The sequence below is a fragment of the Chromobacterium violaceum ATCC 12472 genome (genome assembly GCF_000007705.1).
In the GTDB taxonomy this organism is placed as follows: Bacteria; Pseudomonadota; Gammaproteobacteria; order Burkholderiales; family Chromobacteriaceae; genus Chromobacterium; species Chromobacterium violaceum.
Window position 1 is genome coordinate 3296711 of record NC_005085.1, and the last position, 14753, is coordinate 3311463.

The 14753-nt window shown below is 65.5% G+C and carries 13 protein-coding genes; 1 reads left to right on the top strand and 12 read right to left on the bottom strand.

Annotated elements, in window-relative coordinates:
- Nucleotide 1 precedes the first annotated feature (1 nt).
- Both rbsD and rbsK read right to left on the bottom strand, forming a co-directional pair.
- Entirely contained in the window at nt 2-400 is a 399-nt protein-coding gene (gene rbsD, locus CV_RS14815) for a D-ribose pyranase (RefSeq protein ID WP_011136566.1), read from the bottom strand.
- Nucleotides 397-1287: a ribokinase gene (gene rbsK / locus CV_RS14820; protein ID WP_011136567.1), complete on the bottom strand. Its 891-nt coding sequence runs from the start codon at nt 1285-1287 to the stop codon at nt 397-399. Before rbsK ends, rbsD begins: the two co-directional genes overlap by 4 nt.
- Before the next feature lie 285 nt (nt 1288-1572).
- Here rbsK and CV_RS14825 point away from each other — a divergent pair, with 285 nt between their 5' ends.
- The gene (locus CV_RS14825; RefSeq protein ID WP_011136568.1) at nt 1573-2322 is read left to right on the top strand and encodes an MgtC/SapB family protein; all 750 of its coding nucleotides are present in this window, start codon (nt 1573-1575) and stop codon (nt 2320-2322) included.
- Nucleotides 2323-2337: 15 nt separating this feature from the next.
- On the opposite strand, the gene zapE is transcribed toward CV_RS14825, so the two are convergent.
- The 10 genes from zapE to CV_RS23055 all read right to left on the bottom strand — a co-directional run bounded on the left by zapE (nt 2338) and on the right by CV_RS23055 (nt 14718).
- Nucleotides 2338-3501 (bottom strand): cell division protein ZapE, encoded by a 1164-nt coding sequence (gene zapE / locus CV_RS14830; RefSeq protein WP_011136569.1) that lies wholly within the window; start codon nt 3499-3501, stop codon nt 2338-2340.
- 90 nt (nt 3502-3591) lie between these two features.
- Nucleotides 3592-4380 carry a substrate-binding periplasmic protein gene (locus CV_RS14835; protein ID WP_011136570.1) on the bottom strand — a complete coding sequence of 263 codons (789 nt, stop codon included), beginning with the start codon at nt 4378-4380 and terminating at the stop codon, nt 3592-3594.
- Nucleotides 4381-4432: 52 nt separating this feature from the next.
- A complete protein-coding gene (yfcF, locus tag CV_RS14840; protein WP_011136571.1) occupies nt 4433-5044 on the bottom strand; it encodes a glutathione transferase in 612 nt (203 codons plus the stop codon).
- A 76-nt stretch (nt 5045-5120) separates the two neighbouring features.
- Nucleotides 5121-6011, bottom strand: coding sequence for a cysteine synthase CysM (gene cysM, locus CV_RS14845; RefSeq protein ID WP_011136572.1), 891 nt, complete (start codon nt 6009-6011; stop codon nt 5121-5123).
- A gap of 143 nt (nt 6012-6154) precedes the next feature.
- Complete coding sequence (locus tag CV_RS14850; RefSeq protein WP_011136573.1) at nt 6155-7789, bottom strand: lactate permease LctP family transporter; 1635 nt, start codon at nt 7787-7789, stop codon at nt 6155-6157.
- Between the two features lie 126 nt (nt 7790-7915).
- Complete coding sequence (locus CV_RS14855) at nt 7916-10732, bottom strand: FAD-binding and (Fe-S)-binding domain-containing protein (protein ID WP_011136574.1); 2817 nt, start codon at nt 10730-10732, stop codon at nt 7916-7918.
- Nucleotides 10729-12186, bottom strand: coding sequence for a LutB/LldF family L-lactate oxidation iron-sulfur protein (locus tag CV_RS14860; protein ID WP_011136575.1), 1458 nt, complete (start codon nt 12184-12186; stop codon nt 10729-10731). The genes CV_RS14855 and CV_RS14860 overlap by 4 nt, the downstream gene beginning before the upstream one ends.
- Complete coding sequence (locus tag CV_RS14865; protein ID WP_011136576.1) at nt 12183-12881, bottom strand: LutC/YkgG family protein; 699 nt, start codon at nt 12879-12881, stop codon at nt 12183-12185. The genes CV_RS14860 and CV_RS14865 overlap by 4 nt, the downstream gene beginning before the upstream one ends.
- Nucleotides 12878-13621 (bottom strand): (Fe-S)-binding protein, encoded by a 744-nt coding sequence (locus CV_RS14870; RefSeq protein WP_011136577.1) that lies wholly within the window; start codon nt 13619-13621, stop codon nt 12878-12880. Before CV_RS14870 ends, CV_RS14865 begins: the two co-directional genes overlap by 4 nt.
- A gap of 323 nt (nt 13622-13944) precedes the next feature.
- Nucleotides 13945-14718, bottom strand: a complete 774-nt coding sequence (locus tag CV_RS23055) for an N-acetylmuramoyl-L-alanine amidase (RefSeq protein WP_011136578.1) — start codon at nt 14716-14718, stop codon at nt 13945-13947.
- Nucleotides 14719-14753 lie beyond the last annotated feature (35 nt).

Genomic DNA, 14753 nt, shown 5'->3' on the forward strand with positions numbered 1-14753 from the left:
CTTAGAAAATCACGCCGGAATGCAGGATCACGTTGGCGTAAGGCGTGCATTCGCCGGTGCGGATCACCGCGCGCGCCGCCTGGCAGCGCTGCTTGAATTCCTCATGGCTGACGAAATCCAGCGCCGCGCCGGCTTGCGCCATCCGCTCGGCCTTGTCCTGTACCGCCGGGTTGTGTTGGCGGCACTCGATGGCGAACACCGCGCGCTCGCACTGGAAATCGGCCAGGATGCTGTCCAGGGTTTCGATGAAGCCGGGCTGCCCCAGTTTCAGCGACAGGTCCACGCATTCCACGCCGGGCGGGATGGGCAGGCCGCAGTCGGCGATCACCAGGCTGTCGGTATGGCCCATGGACGCCAGAATGCGGGCGATGTCGCGGTTCAGATGGCCGTGCTTCTTCATGCTTTGTTCTCCAGGAAGGCTTCCAGCTCGGCCAGCGTCGGCATGCCGCCCTGCGCGCCCGGCCGGGTGACCGACAGCGCGCCGGCCGCGTTGGCGCGGCGCACCGCCTCTTCCAGGCCCAGCGGCAGGAAGGCCGCCAGCGCGCCGTTGAAGGTGTCGCCGGCGCCGGTGCTGTCCACCGCCTGGACCTCGAAGCCGGGCTGGTGGCGCAACTGGCCGCGCGCCAGCGCGAAATAGGCGCCGTGCTTGCCGTGGGTCATCACCAACTTGCCCGGGCGCTCGGCCAAGAGCGCGCGCCAGTCGGCGTCGGGCTGGGCCAGCATGGTCAGGAATTCGTGTTCGTTGGGGGTTAGCAGCGTCACGCGCTGCAGCAGCTCTTCCGGCAGCGGCACCGCCGGCGCCGGATTCAGCAGCAGCGGCTTCTTGTGGCGGGCGGCCAGTTCGGCGGCGCGGCGCACCGCGGCCAGCGGAATTTCCAGCTGGGTCAGCACCACGTCGGCGTCGATGAAGGCCTGCTCGGCGGCGTCCAGATGCGCCGGCGTCAGCTGGTGGTTGGCGCCCGGCACCACCAGGATGGCGTTGTCGCCGCCGCTGACGGTAATGGCGGCGATGCCGGTGGGGCCGGGCACGGTCGCCACGCCGCGGCAATCCACGCCCTCCCGCTCCAGATGGGCGCGCAGATCGCGGCCGAAGGCGTCGTCGCCGACGCAGCCCAGCAGCGCCACCTCGGCGCCGAGCCGGGCGGCGGCCACCGCCTGATTGGCGCCCTTGCCGCCCGGATGGGTGGCGAAACCGTCGCCCAGCAGCGTTTCGCCCAGTTTCGGCATCCGCCTGGCGGTGACCACCAGGTCCATATTGATACTGCCGACTACCAGCACCCGAGTCATGCCGTCTCCTTGTGTACCTTTGCTACATTGCAGCGCACAAATAGCGTTTTTCTTGCTAAAACGTGATCAGCACCGATTTATAGCAGAGTTGGCCTGCGCCGCGAAAGAGGAAAACGCAAAAATGTAGTCTGTCCACTACATATTTTCATATGAAGATATTTTGCCGCCGCCGCCCTCCCTTCAGCTAAGAGCGACAGCGCGCTTGGGAAAACGCCGGCCGTTATGCCATGATGCCGGCTTGAACGAACAGACATCGAACGCGCCCGATGGCGGCGGAGGAAGGCAATGGATCAGAGCTGGCAGCAATTGGCGGCCCTTTACTGGAGCGCGGGCAAATGGCAGATCAACCTGCTGGTGATCGCCCACCTGGCCGGCGGGCTGCTGCTGGGCAGCCTGCTCGGCTACGAGCGCTGGTACAACGGCCGCGCGGCCGGCATGCGCACCTACGGCCTGGTGTGCATGGCCTCGTCGGCGGCGATCAGCATCATCGGCTATTCCGGCTACTGGTACGGCGGCCAATCGGCCGACATCATGCACGGCGACATGACCCGCGTGGCCCAAGGCGTGCTGACCGGCATCGGTTTCCTGGGCGCCGGCATGATCATGAAGGAAGGCTTGAGCATCAGCGGCCTGACGTCGGCCGCCTCGGTGTGGATGTCGTCGGTGATCGGCATCCTGATCGGCGTCGGCTTCTACGCCGCGGCCATCGCGCTGACCGTGCTGTGCATGGTCTTCGTCACCGTGGTGAACCGCATCGAGAACATCCTGCCGCGGCGGGTCAGCCTGTTCGTCAGCGTCAAGCTGAGCCCGGAACACGACTGGACGGTGGAGCGGTTGGCGGAACGGCTGGCGCCGTCCGGGCTGAAGCTGCACGAGGAAAGCATCAGCGTGCGCGCCGACCCGTCCGGCGCCAGCTGGAGCTTCCTGGTGTCCGCCCAGGACCGCCGCAGCTACATCAGCGTGGTGGACCTGGCCCGCGACATCATGATCGCCGACCACATCCTGGAGCTGGACCTGCAGCCGGCGCGCAACTGAGCGCGCGCGGGCCCCTTACAGCGCCACGCCCGGCGGCGGCTGGTCGTGGCTTTGCGTCATCGACTGGTGCGGCAGCTCCAGATAACTCTTGGACTGCATCTCGGTCAGCCGGCTGGCGGTGCGGAAAAATTCGCCGGACTGCAGGCCTTCGGTATAGATCGCCTCCGGCGGCGCGTCGGCCGAGGCGATCAGCTTGACGCGGTTGTCGTAGAACACGTCCACCAGCCAAGTGAAGCGGCGGGCGATCGATGCCTGCTTGGCGCTGAGCCTGGGAATGCCGGACAGGAAGACCGTATGGTATTCGCTGGCGATTTCCAGGTAATCGGTCTGCGCGCGCGGACCGTCGCACAAGGCCATGAAATCGAACCAGATCACGCCCGGCGACATCCGCTTCACCGCGATCTCCCGCTCCAGCACGGTGATGGACTTTTGCGCCAGCTCCGCGCCGGTGCTCACCCGCCGGAACAGCTGCTCCATCTTCCCTTCGTTGGCCGCGTCCGCCGGCACCATGAACAGCGGCTCCCGCGTCAGCTCGCGCAGCCGGTAGTCATGTCCGCCGTCCACGTTCAGCACGTCCAGCTCGCGCTTGATCAGTTCTATCGTCGGCAGGAAATTCTGCCGCTGCAGGCCGCCCGGGTAGAGATCGTCCGGCGCGTAGTTGGAAGTGGTCACCACCACCACGCCGCGCTCCAGCAGCGCCGACAGCAGCCGGCCCAGTATCATCGCGTCGGCGATGTCGGAGACGTGGAACTCGTCGAAGCACAGCAGCCGCGTCGCCTTGGCGATCTGGTCGGCGTAGGCCAGCAGCGGGTCCTTGCCGCCGGCGAACTTCCTCAGCTCGCGATGGGTTTCCGCCATGAAGTGGTGGAAGTGGATGCGGCGCTTGCGGCGGTAGGGCACGCAGGCGTAGAAGGCATCCATCAGGAAGCTCTTGCCGCGCCCCACTCCGCCCCAGAAATACAATCCTCGCGGCACCTGAGGGCTCCTCAGGCTGCGCCCCAGGAAACGGTTGCGCTTGCTCTTGAAATCCACCAGCTCGTGCCACAGGCGGTCCAGCTGCTCGATGGCGGCGGCCTGGGCCGCGTCGTGGATGAAGCCAGGCTTCTCGCTGGCCTGCCGATACCAGCCCTTGGGGCTGAGATGGACGTTTTCGTCCGGAGAGAATGCGTGTTGCGACATGATTATGCTTGTTCTGCGCTGCGTGTGGCGCCGCCGGCGGCGGCTAGGGAATGCCTGAATGATAACCGCTTTGACTCGTCCTTGCCGCACTCAGCGGCAAGTGGCCAGCCGGATGCCGGACGGCGCGGCCAGCCTGGCCAGGCTGCCGTCGCGGCACATGCTGTCCAGCGCGCGGTTGAACGTTTCCAGCATGCCGGGCTTCACCCGGCTGCGGGTGAAGCCGTACAGGTAAGTCAGTGGCTTGACCTCGGCCAGCTTGCGCAGATTGCCCAGGCCGTCGCGCTTGATCCAGTAACGGGCGACATCGTCATTGGAAAACGCCACCGCGTTATGGCCGTAACGGCCCGCCCCCAACTTGCGCAGCACCGTTTCCGGGTCCAGCTCCACGGTCAGGTTCACGCCGGCCACGCCCTGGACCAGGCGCTCGCTATTGATCTGCGACAGCGACGGGCCGTACACCGCCAAAGTTTTGCCGGCGAGATCGGCAGGCTGCCTGTAGCGCATGGCGCTGTCGGCTTTCACATAAAGGCCGTAGCTGCTGGCCAGCACCGGCTTGGACAGCTCCATCACCGCGCGCCGCTCCGGCGCGTCCTGCGCCAGCACCAACCCGTCGGCGCCGCCCTGGCTGACAGTCAGCAGCGCGCGTTTCCACACCATGGCCTGGACCTTGCAGTTCCAGTCTGCCCGCCGGCAGGCTTCGCGCAGGATGGCCACCAAGGCGCCGTCCAGCTTGCCGTCGGCGCTCTGGGTGATGAAGGGCGGAAACAGCTGGGTGACGAAATACAGCTCGCGCGACGCCGCCTGCGCCTGCGCCTGCGCGCCGGCGCAGGCCAGCAGCAGGCCGGCCCATAGCCGGAGGTTCGTTTGCCCACCCCTCATCGTCTCCGTCCCCGCTCTTCTTTACCGGCAGTATAGAGAGAGTCGGGCCGGATCAGCGAGCCTGCCGGCCGCGCCAAGCGGCCAGCGACGGCCGCTGCCATTGCCTTTCGGCGTAAGCGGACAACCACGGCGGCAACTCGTCCGCCGTCAGCCGCTTCAGCAGCAGGGCCAGCTCGGCGTCCGCCACGCACCAGGCGCCGAACAGATCGCCGCCGTCCGCCGGCGCCACCGCCTCGGCCACCGCGATCAGCTTGTCCGCCGCCTTGCGCGCCGCCTCGCCCAGCGGCAAAGCCGGCTTGCGGCCGAACACCGTCTCGGTGCTGCGTTCGTCGCGCAGCGGCAGCAGGTCGCTGCGCAGCCACGCCTGCAGCTGGCGCGCGCGGGCGCGGGCTTTTGGATCGGCCGGCAACACGCGGACGGTGTCGGGATAGGCGTCTTCCAGATATTCGATGATGGCCGACGATTCGCTGAGCGCGAAATCGCCGTCCAACAGCATCGGCACGCGGGAAGCCAGCGATTGCGAGCGGTAGCCGGGCTCGAACTGCTGGCCCGCTGCCAGATCGCGGGTCAGCGTTTCGAAGGGCAGGCCCTTTTCGCTCAGCGCGACGAAGGCGGCCATCGCGTAGGGGCTGAAAAAATCGTGATCGACATAGAGTTTCAGCATGGCGGCATCTTGATGGGAAAACGCCATGCTAATCGCCGAAGCGTCCGCTGCCAAGCCGGCGGCGGAGCACCGGGCGTCAAGCAGGATCGAACAATCCAGTGGACAGGTAGCGGTCGCCGCGGTCGCACACCACGGACACGATCACCGCGTCCCTCAGTTGCGCGTCCAGCCTAAGAGCCACCGCCAACGCGCCGCCAGACGACGGCCCGGCCAGGATGCCCTCGCGCCTCGCCAGCAGCCGGGCAGTGTCTTCCGCCTCCTTCTGTCCGACGTGCAGGATCTCGTCGATGCGGGAAAAATCGCAGATCTTGGGCACGTACGGGTCTTCCCACTTGCGGATGCCGGCGATCTGGCTGCCCGGCTCCGGGTGGACGCCGACGATGCGGATGGCCGGATTCTTCTCCTTCAGGAAGCGGCCGGTGCCCATGATGGTGCCAGTGGTGCCCATGCTGGACACGAAATGGGTGATCCTGCCTTCGGTCTCCGCCCAGATTTCCGGGCCGGTGCCCTCGTAATGCGCCTGGGGATTGTCCGGATTGGAGAATTGATCCAGGATGCGGCCCTCGCCTGCCGCCTCCATGCTGCGCGCCAGGTCTATCGCCGCCGGCATCGAACCGGCCGCCGGCGTCAGGATCACCTCGGCGCCGTAGGCGCGCATCGCCTGCACCCGCTCGGCGCTGGAATTCTCCGGCATGATCAGCACCATGCGGTAGCCCATCATCGCCGCCGCCATCGCCAGCGCGATGCCGGTGTTGCCGCTGGTCGGCTCGATCAGCGTGTCGCCGGGCCGGATGTCGCCGCGCGCCTCGGCGCGGCGGATCATCGACAGCGCCGGCCGGTCCTTCACCGATCCTGCCGGATTGTTGCCCTCCAGCTTCAGCAGCACCACGTTGCCGTTGTCGCCCGGCAGGCGTTTGAGCCGCACCAGCGGCGTGCCGCCGACGAAATCTTCCAGATGTTTGTACACAGAGACTCTCCCAGAACTGGCCACATTATATCGATTGGCTATCAGCAGATGCGAAATCGTTATTTCTAATCTAATAACCATCGGTAACCGGACAGTCCGCGCCCGCGGCGGCGACCGCCCGCCGCGGGCGCGGGGAGGCGGCATCACCCCATGTAGGCCATCAGCCAGGTCAGCGCGCCGACGAAGCTGCAGAAGATCAGGCTGTGCTTCAGCGTAAAGCGGAACAGGTCCGCCTCCTTGCCGATCAGCCCCACCGCCGCGCAGGCGACGGCGATGGACTGTGGCGAGATCATCTTGCCGGTGACCCCGCCGGTGGTATTGGCCGCCACCAGCAGCACGTCCGACACGCCCAATTGGTGCGCGGTGGCCGCCTGCAAGGCGGAGAACAAGGCGTTGGACGAGGTATCGGAACCGGTCAGGAACACGCCCAGCCAGCCCAGAAAGGGCGAGAAGAACGGGAAGGCCTTGCCGGTGCCCGCCAGGCACAGCGCCAGCGTGCTGGACATGCCGGAATAATTGGCGACGAAGGCGAAGGCCAGCACCATGCCTATCGACAATATCGGCCGGCGCAATTCGACCAGCGTCTCGGCGAAAGCGCGCGCGCCGTCGGCCGGGCGGAACTTCAGCAAGATCATGGACAGCAATGCGGATAGAAAGATGGCGCTGCCGACGGCGGAGACGATGTCGAACTTGTACAGCGCCTCGTACGGCGCGTCATGGGCGACGATGGGCGCGGTCTTCAGCACCAGCTTGTCCAGCCCCGGCACATGCAGCTTCCAGATCCAGCCCTCCAGCGCGCCGCCCTTGACGAACAAGGCCTTGAACGGCTTGACGCTCCACACCGTCACCAGCGCGGTCAGGATCAAAAATGGACTCCAGGCGCGGACGATCCGGCCCAGGCCAAAGCCGCTGGCCTGACGAGCGGACGGCGCGCGGCGGCCGTTGAACGTGAAGATTTCACCGGGCTGCCATACCTTCAGAAACAGCGTCAGGCATACCAGGCTGACCAGCGCCGACGTGATGTCCGGCAGCTCGGGCCCGATGTAGTTGGAAGTGAAAAACTGGGTGACGGCGAAGGACAGGCCGGCCACCAGGATGGCCGGCCAGGTCTGGCGCACGCCCTTGAGCCCGTCCATCATCATCACCAGCCAGAACGGCACGATCACCGACAGGATGGGCAGCTGATGGCCGGCCTTGGCGCCGATGGCGAAAGCATCCAGCCCGGTCACCTGCCCGGCGACGATGATGGGTATCCCCATCGCGCCGAAAGCCACCGGCGCGGTGTTGGCGATCAGGCACAGCCCGGCCGCGTACAGCGGATTGAAGCCCAGCCCCACCAGCAGCGCGGCGGTGATGGCCACCGGCGCGCCGAAACCGGCCGCGCCCTCCAGAAAGGCGCCGAAGGAGAAGCCCACCAGCAGCATCTGCAGCCGCTGGTCCTCGGTCACCGACAGCACCGAGGCGCGGATGATGTCGAACTGCCCGGTCTTGACCGTGATCTTGTACAGGAACACCGCCGCGACGATGATCCAGGCGATCGGCCACAGGCCGTAGCCGAAACCGAAGGCCGCCGCCGCCAGCGCCATCTGCGCCGGCATGCCGTAGAACAGCATGGCCACCGCCAGCGCGATCAGCACCGTCAGCGTGCCGGCGACATGGCCTTTGAGCCGCAGCAGCGCCAGCGCGACAAAGAAGAAGGCGATGGGCAGCGCGGCCATCAGCGCCGACAGCGCGGAGCCGCCGGCGGGAAAGTACTGTTGGGTCCAGATTCCTTGCATGTGAAGCTTCTCCTCATTCCTGGTTTCGCAGGCGCAGCCGCTCCCCTGCCGATGAACGGGATCGTTTCGGCATGGCGGGGCTGGCTTGCGTTTCTTGGGTTTACATCAGCGTTGACAAGGCGGCCTTCATGACGGGCCGCTCGGGTGGGTACAGAAATCCAGCAGCGCCTCAATGCTGGCGTAGGGAATGCCGCCGTGCTCGGTCAAACCGATCTGGCAGGTTCGGCTCATCGACACGCCGTGGCGGCAGGTTTCCGGCAACGCCGGTTTCAATCTCCTCAGACTATGGGCGTTCAGTTCCGGTACGGTGAAGCCTTTGTCGCCGGCGAAGCCGCAGCAGGCGATGTCCGGCACGGTCAGCTCGTCGCAGCAGCTGGCGGCCAGGCGCTGCAAGCTGCCCGCCGCGCCCATCTCGGTGGCGCTGCAAGGGATGTGCAGCGCCAGCTGCGGCAGGCGCCGGGTGATTTCCAGCCTGGGCAGGACTTTTTCCGCCAGGAAGCCGGCGGCGTCGAACAGCTGCAAGCGGGCATCCAGCAGCCCTTCGGCCTGCGCCTGTTTCACGCGCGCCGCGCACGGGCTGTTGTCGAGGTAAACCGGGTGGCGGCCGTTGCCGCTGGCTTGCAGCAAGGCGTCGTTCAAGGAGGCCTGGCTGCTGGCCAGGGCGTCCGCGGCGTTGGCTGAGGCGAAGGGCTGGCCGCAGCACAAGCCGTCATGGCCGGGCGGATAGATGGGCGCGAAACCGGCGCGGCGCAGCAGATTGATCGTATGCGCCGCTACCGACTCGCCGCCCTCGCCCTCGGCCAGCGTTCTGTTGACGCAGCTGACGAACAGCGCCACCGGCTCGCCGTCGCCGCCTGGCTTGGGCAACGGCGCGGCGGCGCGCGGCAGGCTGGCCGGAATCAGCGGGATGATCTTGCGCTCGCCCGGCGCTCTCCCTGTCAGCGCATGCAGCCGTTGCGCGCCCGCCAGATGCGCCAGCCGCAAGCCGGTCCGCGCCGCCGCCGTCATCCACTGCATATGGCGGGCGGCAAAGCCGGCCAGGACGGAACGCCGGCTGGGGCCTTGCAGCTTTTTCATCAGCGCGCCGGTGTTGATGCCCACCGGGCAGCGCGTCGCGCACATGCCGGTGGCGGCGCAGGTATCGATGGCGCGGTAGCGGTAGCCGGCCTTCAAGGCCGCCAGCTCCATCGCGCCCTCGCCGTCCCTCTCCAGCTGGCGGATGCGCCGCCAGGCCACCACGCGCTGGCGCGGGCTCAGCGTCAGGCCGTGCGACGGACAGGCGGGCTCGCAGAAGCCGCATTCGGTGCAGCGGTCCACCAGCGCGTCCGCCGCCGGCATCGGCTTCAGGTTTTCCAGGTGCAAGCGCTCGTTGTCGGTGATGATCACGCCGGGATTGAGCAGGCCGTCCGGATCGAACAGCGCCTTGATGCGGCGCATGATGTTCCAGGCGGCGTCGCCCCATTCCTGGCGCACGAAGGGCGCCACGTTGCGGCCGGTGCCGTGCTCGGCCTTCAGCGAGCCGTCGTACTCGCCGGCCACCAGGTCGCTGACATCTTGCATAAACGCGTCGTAGCGGGCCACCTCGGCCGGGCTTTCGAAGCCGGGCGCGAACACGAAGTGCAGATTGCCGTCCAGCGCGTGGCCGAACAGCAGCGCCTCGTCGTAGCCGTGCTTGTCGAACAGCGCAGTCAGCTTGGCCACGCCGTCGGCCAACTGAGGGATGGGAAAGGCCACGTCCTCGATCACCACCGTGGTGCCCACCGGCCGCGCCGCGCCCACAGCAGGGAACAGGCCCTTGCGCAAAGCCCAGTAGGTTTCGCATTCGCGCGCGTCGCGGCTGAAGCCGCTGGATACTTGCGGCTGATAATCGGCCAGCAGCCGCTCGATCGCGGCGCAATCCTCTCCCAGCCGCGCCTCGTCGCCGGCGCGCAGCTCGATCAACAGACTGGTGCTGCCCGGCCCCACCGGCTGATAGAGAAAATCCGGCAGTCCCGGCTTGCCCTGCACCGCGCGGATGCTGCGGCTGTCTATCAACTCCACCGCCGACACCCCGCAGGCGTCGCGCGCCGCGCTCAGGGCCGATACCGCGCGGCAGCAGCGCTCCAGATCGTCGAACAACACCAGCGCCGAGGCCTTGTGCGGATGCTCGGCCACGGTGTGGAAAGTGATCTCGGAGATGAAGCCCAGGGTGCCTTCGGAGCCGATCATCAAGTGGCTGAGCATCTCCAGCGGATCAGTGAAATCCAGCAAGGCGTTGATGCCGTAGCCGGTGGTGTTCTTCAACCTGTATTTGCGGCGCACCCGCTCGGCCAGCGGCGGATCGCCGGCCAGCTGGCGCGACAGCTGGGCCAGGCCATCGAGCAGATCCGCATGAGAAACGCGGAAAGCCGCCACGCTGGCCGGATCAGCGGTGTCGAGCGCGGTTCCGTCCAGCAGCAGCACCCGCAGCGATCGCATGGTGTGGTAGCTGTTGTCGCGGGTGCCGCAGCACATGCCGCTGGAGTTGTTGGCGGCGATGCCGCCTATCTTGGCGGTGTTGATGGACGCCGGATCGGGGCCGATCTTGCGGCCGTAAGGCGCCAGCATCGCGTTGGCGTGCGCGCCTATCATGCCCGGCCCCAAGCGGATGCGTTCTCCGCCTTCCAGCACCTCGCCGCGGTTGAAGCCATCGCCCAGCACGGCCAGCACCGAATCGCTGACCGCCTGGCCGGACAGGCTGGTGCCGGCGGCGCGGAAGGTGACGGCAACCCGGTGCAATCTGGCCAGCCGCAGCATCTCGGCCACTTCGTCCTCGCTCTCCACCCGGGCGACGATCTGCGGCCGCAGCCGGTAGAAGCTGGCGTCGGTGCCGTAAGCCAGTGTGGACAATGGGTCGGTGAAAATGCGCGCCGCCGGCATCGTCCGGCGAAGGTCCTGCAGAAAATCGGCGTGGGCGGGCGTCATGCGGATGTCCCCTTGCTAGCTTCGCGTTCGCGGACCAGCTCATGCAGCGTCCTGGACGCCGGCGTCAGCGGCAGATGGTTTTGCGTCCAACCCAGTTGATTCTTGGGCGCGTGCCTGCGCAAGCGGGTGGCCGCCCAGCCGAACATCCGGTACAGATTGGGCGAGGCGTTGACCAGCCGCCATCCGGCCCAGGCCAGGCGCTCCGCGCCGCTGGCCGCCGCGCCCTGGCCGCGCAGCGGATGCGCCACCCGCTCGCCGGCCGGCCGCTGGCTCTCCTCGCGCAGCCGCATCAGCATCTCCGGTATCGGAATCCGCACCGGACACACTTCGCCGCAGGCGCCGCACAAGCTGGACGCGGTCGGCAGATCGCTCGTATTTTCCAGCCCCATCAGGTGCGGCGAAATGATCTCGCCTATCGGCCCCGGATAAGTGGTGCCGTAGGCGTGGCCGCCGATGCGGGTATAGACCGGGCAGTGGTTCATGCAGGCGCCGCAGCGTATGCATTGCAGCGTCTTGCGCAGCTGCTCGTCGGCATAGGCCTGGCTGCGGCCGTTGTCCAGCAGCACCAGGTGCACCTCGCGCGGGCCGTCCTTCTCGCCCGGCTTGCGCGGACCGCTGATCATGTTGAAATAGGTGGTGATGGGCTGGCCGATGGCGGAACGAGTCAGCAGGCTGTACAGCGGCGCCACGTCTTCCAGCTTTTCCACCACCTTTTCGATGCCGGTGACGGCGATATGCACATCCGGCACCGTGGTGCACATGCGGCCGTTGCCCTCGTTCTCCACCAGGCACAGGGTGCCGGTTTCGGCGACGGCGAAGTTGACGCCGGACAGGCCGACGTCGGCGTCCAGATACTTTTGCCGCAACGCGCGGCGGCCGATCTGGATCAGCGCGTCCACGTCCTCGGTGTACGGCGTGTCCGGCAGTTGCTCGTGGAACAGCCGGGCGATGTCCTGCTTGGTCTTGTGGATGGCCGGCATGATGATGTGGGTGGGTTTCTCGCCTGCCAGCTGGACGATGTACTCGCCCATATCGCTCTCCACCGCCTCCACGCCCCGCTCCGCCAGATAGTGGTTGAGCTCGATCTCCTCGCTGACCATGGACTTGCCCTTGACCATCAGCTTGCCCTGTCTACCGGCGACGATGCCATGGATGATGCGGTTGGCTTCCTCGGCAGTCTCCGCCCAATGCACCTGGACGCCGTTGGCGGTGAGCTTCTCCTCCAGCTGCTCCAGCAACTCCGGCAGCCGCGACAGACAGCGCTGGCGTATGCCCTCGCCCAGCGTGCGCAGGGCCGCCAGTTCCGCCGGGTCCGGAAACGAGGCCAGCCGTTTGGCCATCAGGAAATCCATCGCGCCGCGCAGGCTTTGCCTCAGCTTGCCGTCGCTCAGCGCCAGCCTGGCGTTGTCCTTGAAGGCGCGGGACGGGTAGACGGTGATCTTGCTCTCGCTCATCGCCCGCCTCCTTCCACATCGTGGATGGCGATGCGCAGCGGCAGCACGGCCAGCACCAGCAGCTCGCGCGGGCCGTGCGCGCCGTAGGCCAGCGTCTGCTGGATGTCGGCGGTCTTGGACGGGCCGGAGACCAATAGCGCGTTGGTCGGCATGCCGGCTGCCCAGTTTTCTCCCTTCATCGCCGAATAGAAATCCGGGTACAGCGTGGAAGTATCGAACAAGGCGATATGCAAGGGCGGGATCAGGCTCATCGTCCGCGGCTCGGCCTCGTCCGGCCACAAGGCCAGCGTGCCGGTGGCGGCGATGCCACAGCGGACGGCGGTGAAGCCGGCGGCGACCTCAAACAACTCCGGCTTCCAGCCATCCACCTCGCGGTCGAACCAGACGATGCGCGGCGCCTTGTCCACGCCCTCAAGGCGCTGCGCCAGCCGCCGGCCATGCGGGGTGTCGGACAACAGCAGCGAGTGTTGCGGATGTACCGCCAGCCAGTCGGCCAAGGCCGCGTCCCACTCCGCCTCGCGCGTCCACAGGATTTCGGTCTTCACCGCGCGCATCATCGCCGCCCAATGGCGCAGTCTCGCCAGTTCGTCATCCTGGCTGGAGAAATGCCGGAAGTGGCCATCCAGGTCGGGCCGAGCGCGTTTCTGCCGCGGCGCGGCGCGCAGCTTTTGCAGAATGGAGGCGCGGGCGCTCATCGCTTGCCCCCGGTGCGCTCCAGCAGAAAGCTGGCCAGATGGCGGCCCTGGAAGCCGCTGCCGCACAGGCCCAGCTTGCCGTTGATATTGAGCAGGCAGCCGCCGTCGGCGGTGACGAACTCCGCCGCGCCGCAGCCCTGTAGCGATTGCGCCTTGTCGGCCACCATCGCGCCGGCGATGTCCGGATGCTTGATGGAGAAGGTGCCGCCGAAGCCGCAGCATTCGGACTCATGGTCATGCACCACCCGCTCGACGTTCTGCAGCCGGTCGACCAGCGCCCAGCTGCTCTTGTGGACGTTCATCTCGCGCCGCGCCGAACAGGAGGTATGCACCGCCACCTTGACCGGCGCACCCAGGTCTTGCGGCTGCCAGTCGAGGTGGTTGAGCAGGAAATCGGAGAATTCCACTACCCACGCCGCGATGTCGCAAGCCTGCACTTCGTCCGGCTCCCCGGAGAACAGGCGAGGCCAGTGGTGCTTGATCATGCCGCCGCAGGAGCCGGACGGCACCACGATGGGCCAGTCCTCCGGGAAACAGGCCAGCTGCGCACGCGCCACCGCCAGCGCTTCCTTGGGATGGCCGCTGGTATAGGCAGGCTGGCCGCAACAACTCTGGGCCTGAGGGAAATGCACCCGCACGCCCAAGCCTTCCAGCAGGGCGATGGCATCCAGGCCAGCCTCCGGCAGGAACAGGTCGAGCAGACAGGTGCCGAACAGGTAAACGTCGGCAGGCGTCTTCATGGCTTCCTTTGTAAATTGGTAAGACCAATTATTCTTATGAAAACCACTTTAGAGTGAATGCTTGAGTTCGTCAATATGACAAGGAGCCTGTCTGTGCGGTAATCCAAGAACGGCCAACCAAACCAGGCAGACTGCCTGCGCTTACGGCATGCAGGCTTTGGCGGCGCGACAAGGAGGACCACCACAGAATCTGGCGACGCCAAGCGGGAGCGGAACACTCCACTTGCGCACTGGAAATAGCCATCGGACCATCAAGATGAAAAACCTCTCGCTGTCTGCCGGGCCGCAAGGCTCGCAAGCCTTGCAGATTCCCGCAGCGGAAATTATTTATTGAAATATTTCTTCACCAGCGCATACAAGATCGCCGTGGTTTCAACATCCACTCTCCCATCGTAATCAGCCGGGCGAAAATGCATTTGAAAAGATCGCACAAGCGCTTTCAGGCCATCGGGATGACTCGCATGCGAAACGTCATAACCATAAATGCCTAATTTTTCGATGATTTCCTTTTCAATGGGCAGCCCATGCTCGAAAAAGATCTTCTCATACTCTTTCTTGGTCGCATCGTCATACCATGCACCTATACCCTCCTTGTAAAGCTCCTGCCATGGGAATAACGGGCCCGGGTCGCTTTTTCGGCCAGGAGCGACGTCGCTATGCCCAACCACATTAGTTGGAGAAATATCCGGATAACGCTGGAGAATATTCAGCGCAAGCGATTTGATGGCTTTAACCTGCGCCTCATTATAGGGAAGGAATATGATTCCATCACCATGATCGGCTGCGAGATTTACATTTTCGATCCCGATTGAAGAGTCATTGATATTGACACGCCCAGCCCAGTAACTAACCCCAGCATGCCATGCACGCTCGCTTTCATCCACCAGATTAAAAATCTGCAACTCCTTGAAACCGGCATCTATATAAGTTTTCTCCGTAGGATCCGGAATCAGATAGTGAACGCTAACCTTTCCATTTACCGCAAGATCCTCAATCGATCTTTTAAAATCCGCTGCCGTATAATGCATAACCAAAAAACGTACACGGCGATTAAACCCCTTAATAGCACGATAGCTATTATAATCTATTTGATACATACCACCACCTCAAATAATTTAAAAAATGAAATGTA

What these genes read in the sequence shown, in the direction of transcription:
- rbsD (WP_011136566.1), bottom strand. Translation starts at nt 400, where the DNA reads ATGAAGAAGCACGGCCATCTGAACCGCGACATCGCCCGCATTCTGGCG.
- rbsK (WP_011136567.1), bottom strand. Translation starts at nt 1,287, where the DNA reads ATGACTCGGGTGCTGGTAGTCGGCAGTATCAATATGGACCTGGTGGTC.
- CV_RS14825 (WP_011136568.1), top strand. Translation starts at nt 1,573, where the DNA reads ATGGATCAGAGCTGGCAGCAATTGGCGGCCCTTTACTGGAGCGCGGGC.
- zapE (WP_011136569.1), bottom strand. Translation starts at nt 3,501, where the DNA reads ATGTCGCAACACGCATTCTCTCCGGACGAAAACGTCCATCTCAGCCCC.
- CV_RS14835 (WP_011136570.1), bottom strand. Translation starts at nt 4,380, where the DNA reads ATGAGGGGTGGGCAAACGAACCTCCGGCTATGGGCCGGCCTGCTGCTG.
- yfcF (WP_011136571.1), bottom strand. Translation starts at nt 5,044, where the DNA reads ATGCTGAAACTCTATGTCGATCACGATTTTTTCAGCCCCTACGCGATG.
- CV_RS14850 (WP_011136573.1), bottom strand. Translation starts at nt 7,789, where the DNA reads ATGCAAGGAATCTGGACCCAACAGTACTTTCCCGCCGGCGGCTCCGCG.
- CV_RS14855 (WP_011136574.1), bottom strand. Translation starts at nt 10,732, where the DNA reads ATGACGCCCGCCCACGCCGATTTTCTGCAGGACCTTCGCCGGACGATG.
- CV_RS14860 (WP_011136575.1), bottom strand. Translation starts at nt 12,186, where the DNA reads ATGAGCGAGAGCAAGATCACCGTCTACCCGTCCCGCGCCTTCAAGGAC.
- CV_RS14865 (WP_011136576.1), bottom strand. Translation starts at nt 12,881, where the DNA reads ATGAGCGCCCGCGCCTCCATTCTGCAAAAGCTGCGCGCCGCGCCGCGG.
- CV_RS14870 (WP_011136577.1), bottom strand. Translation starts at nt 13,621, where the DNA reads ATGAAGACGCCTGCCGACGTTTACCTGTTCGGCACCTGTCTGCTCGAC.
- CV_RS23055 (WP_011136578.1), bottom strand. Translation starts at nt 14,718, where the DNA reads ATGTATCAAATAGATTATAATAGCTATCGTGCTATTAAGGGGTTTAAT.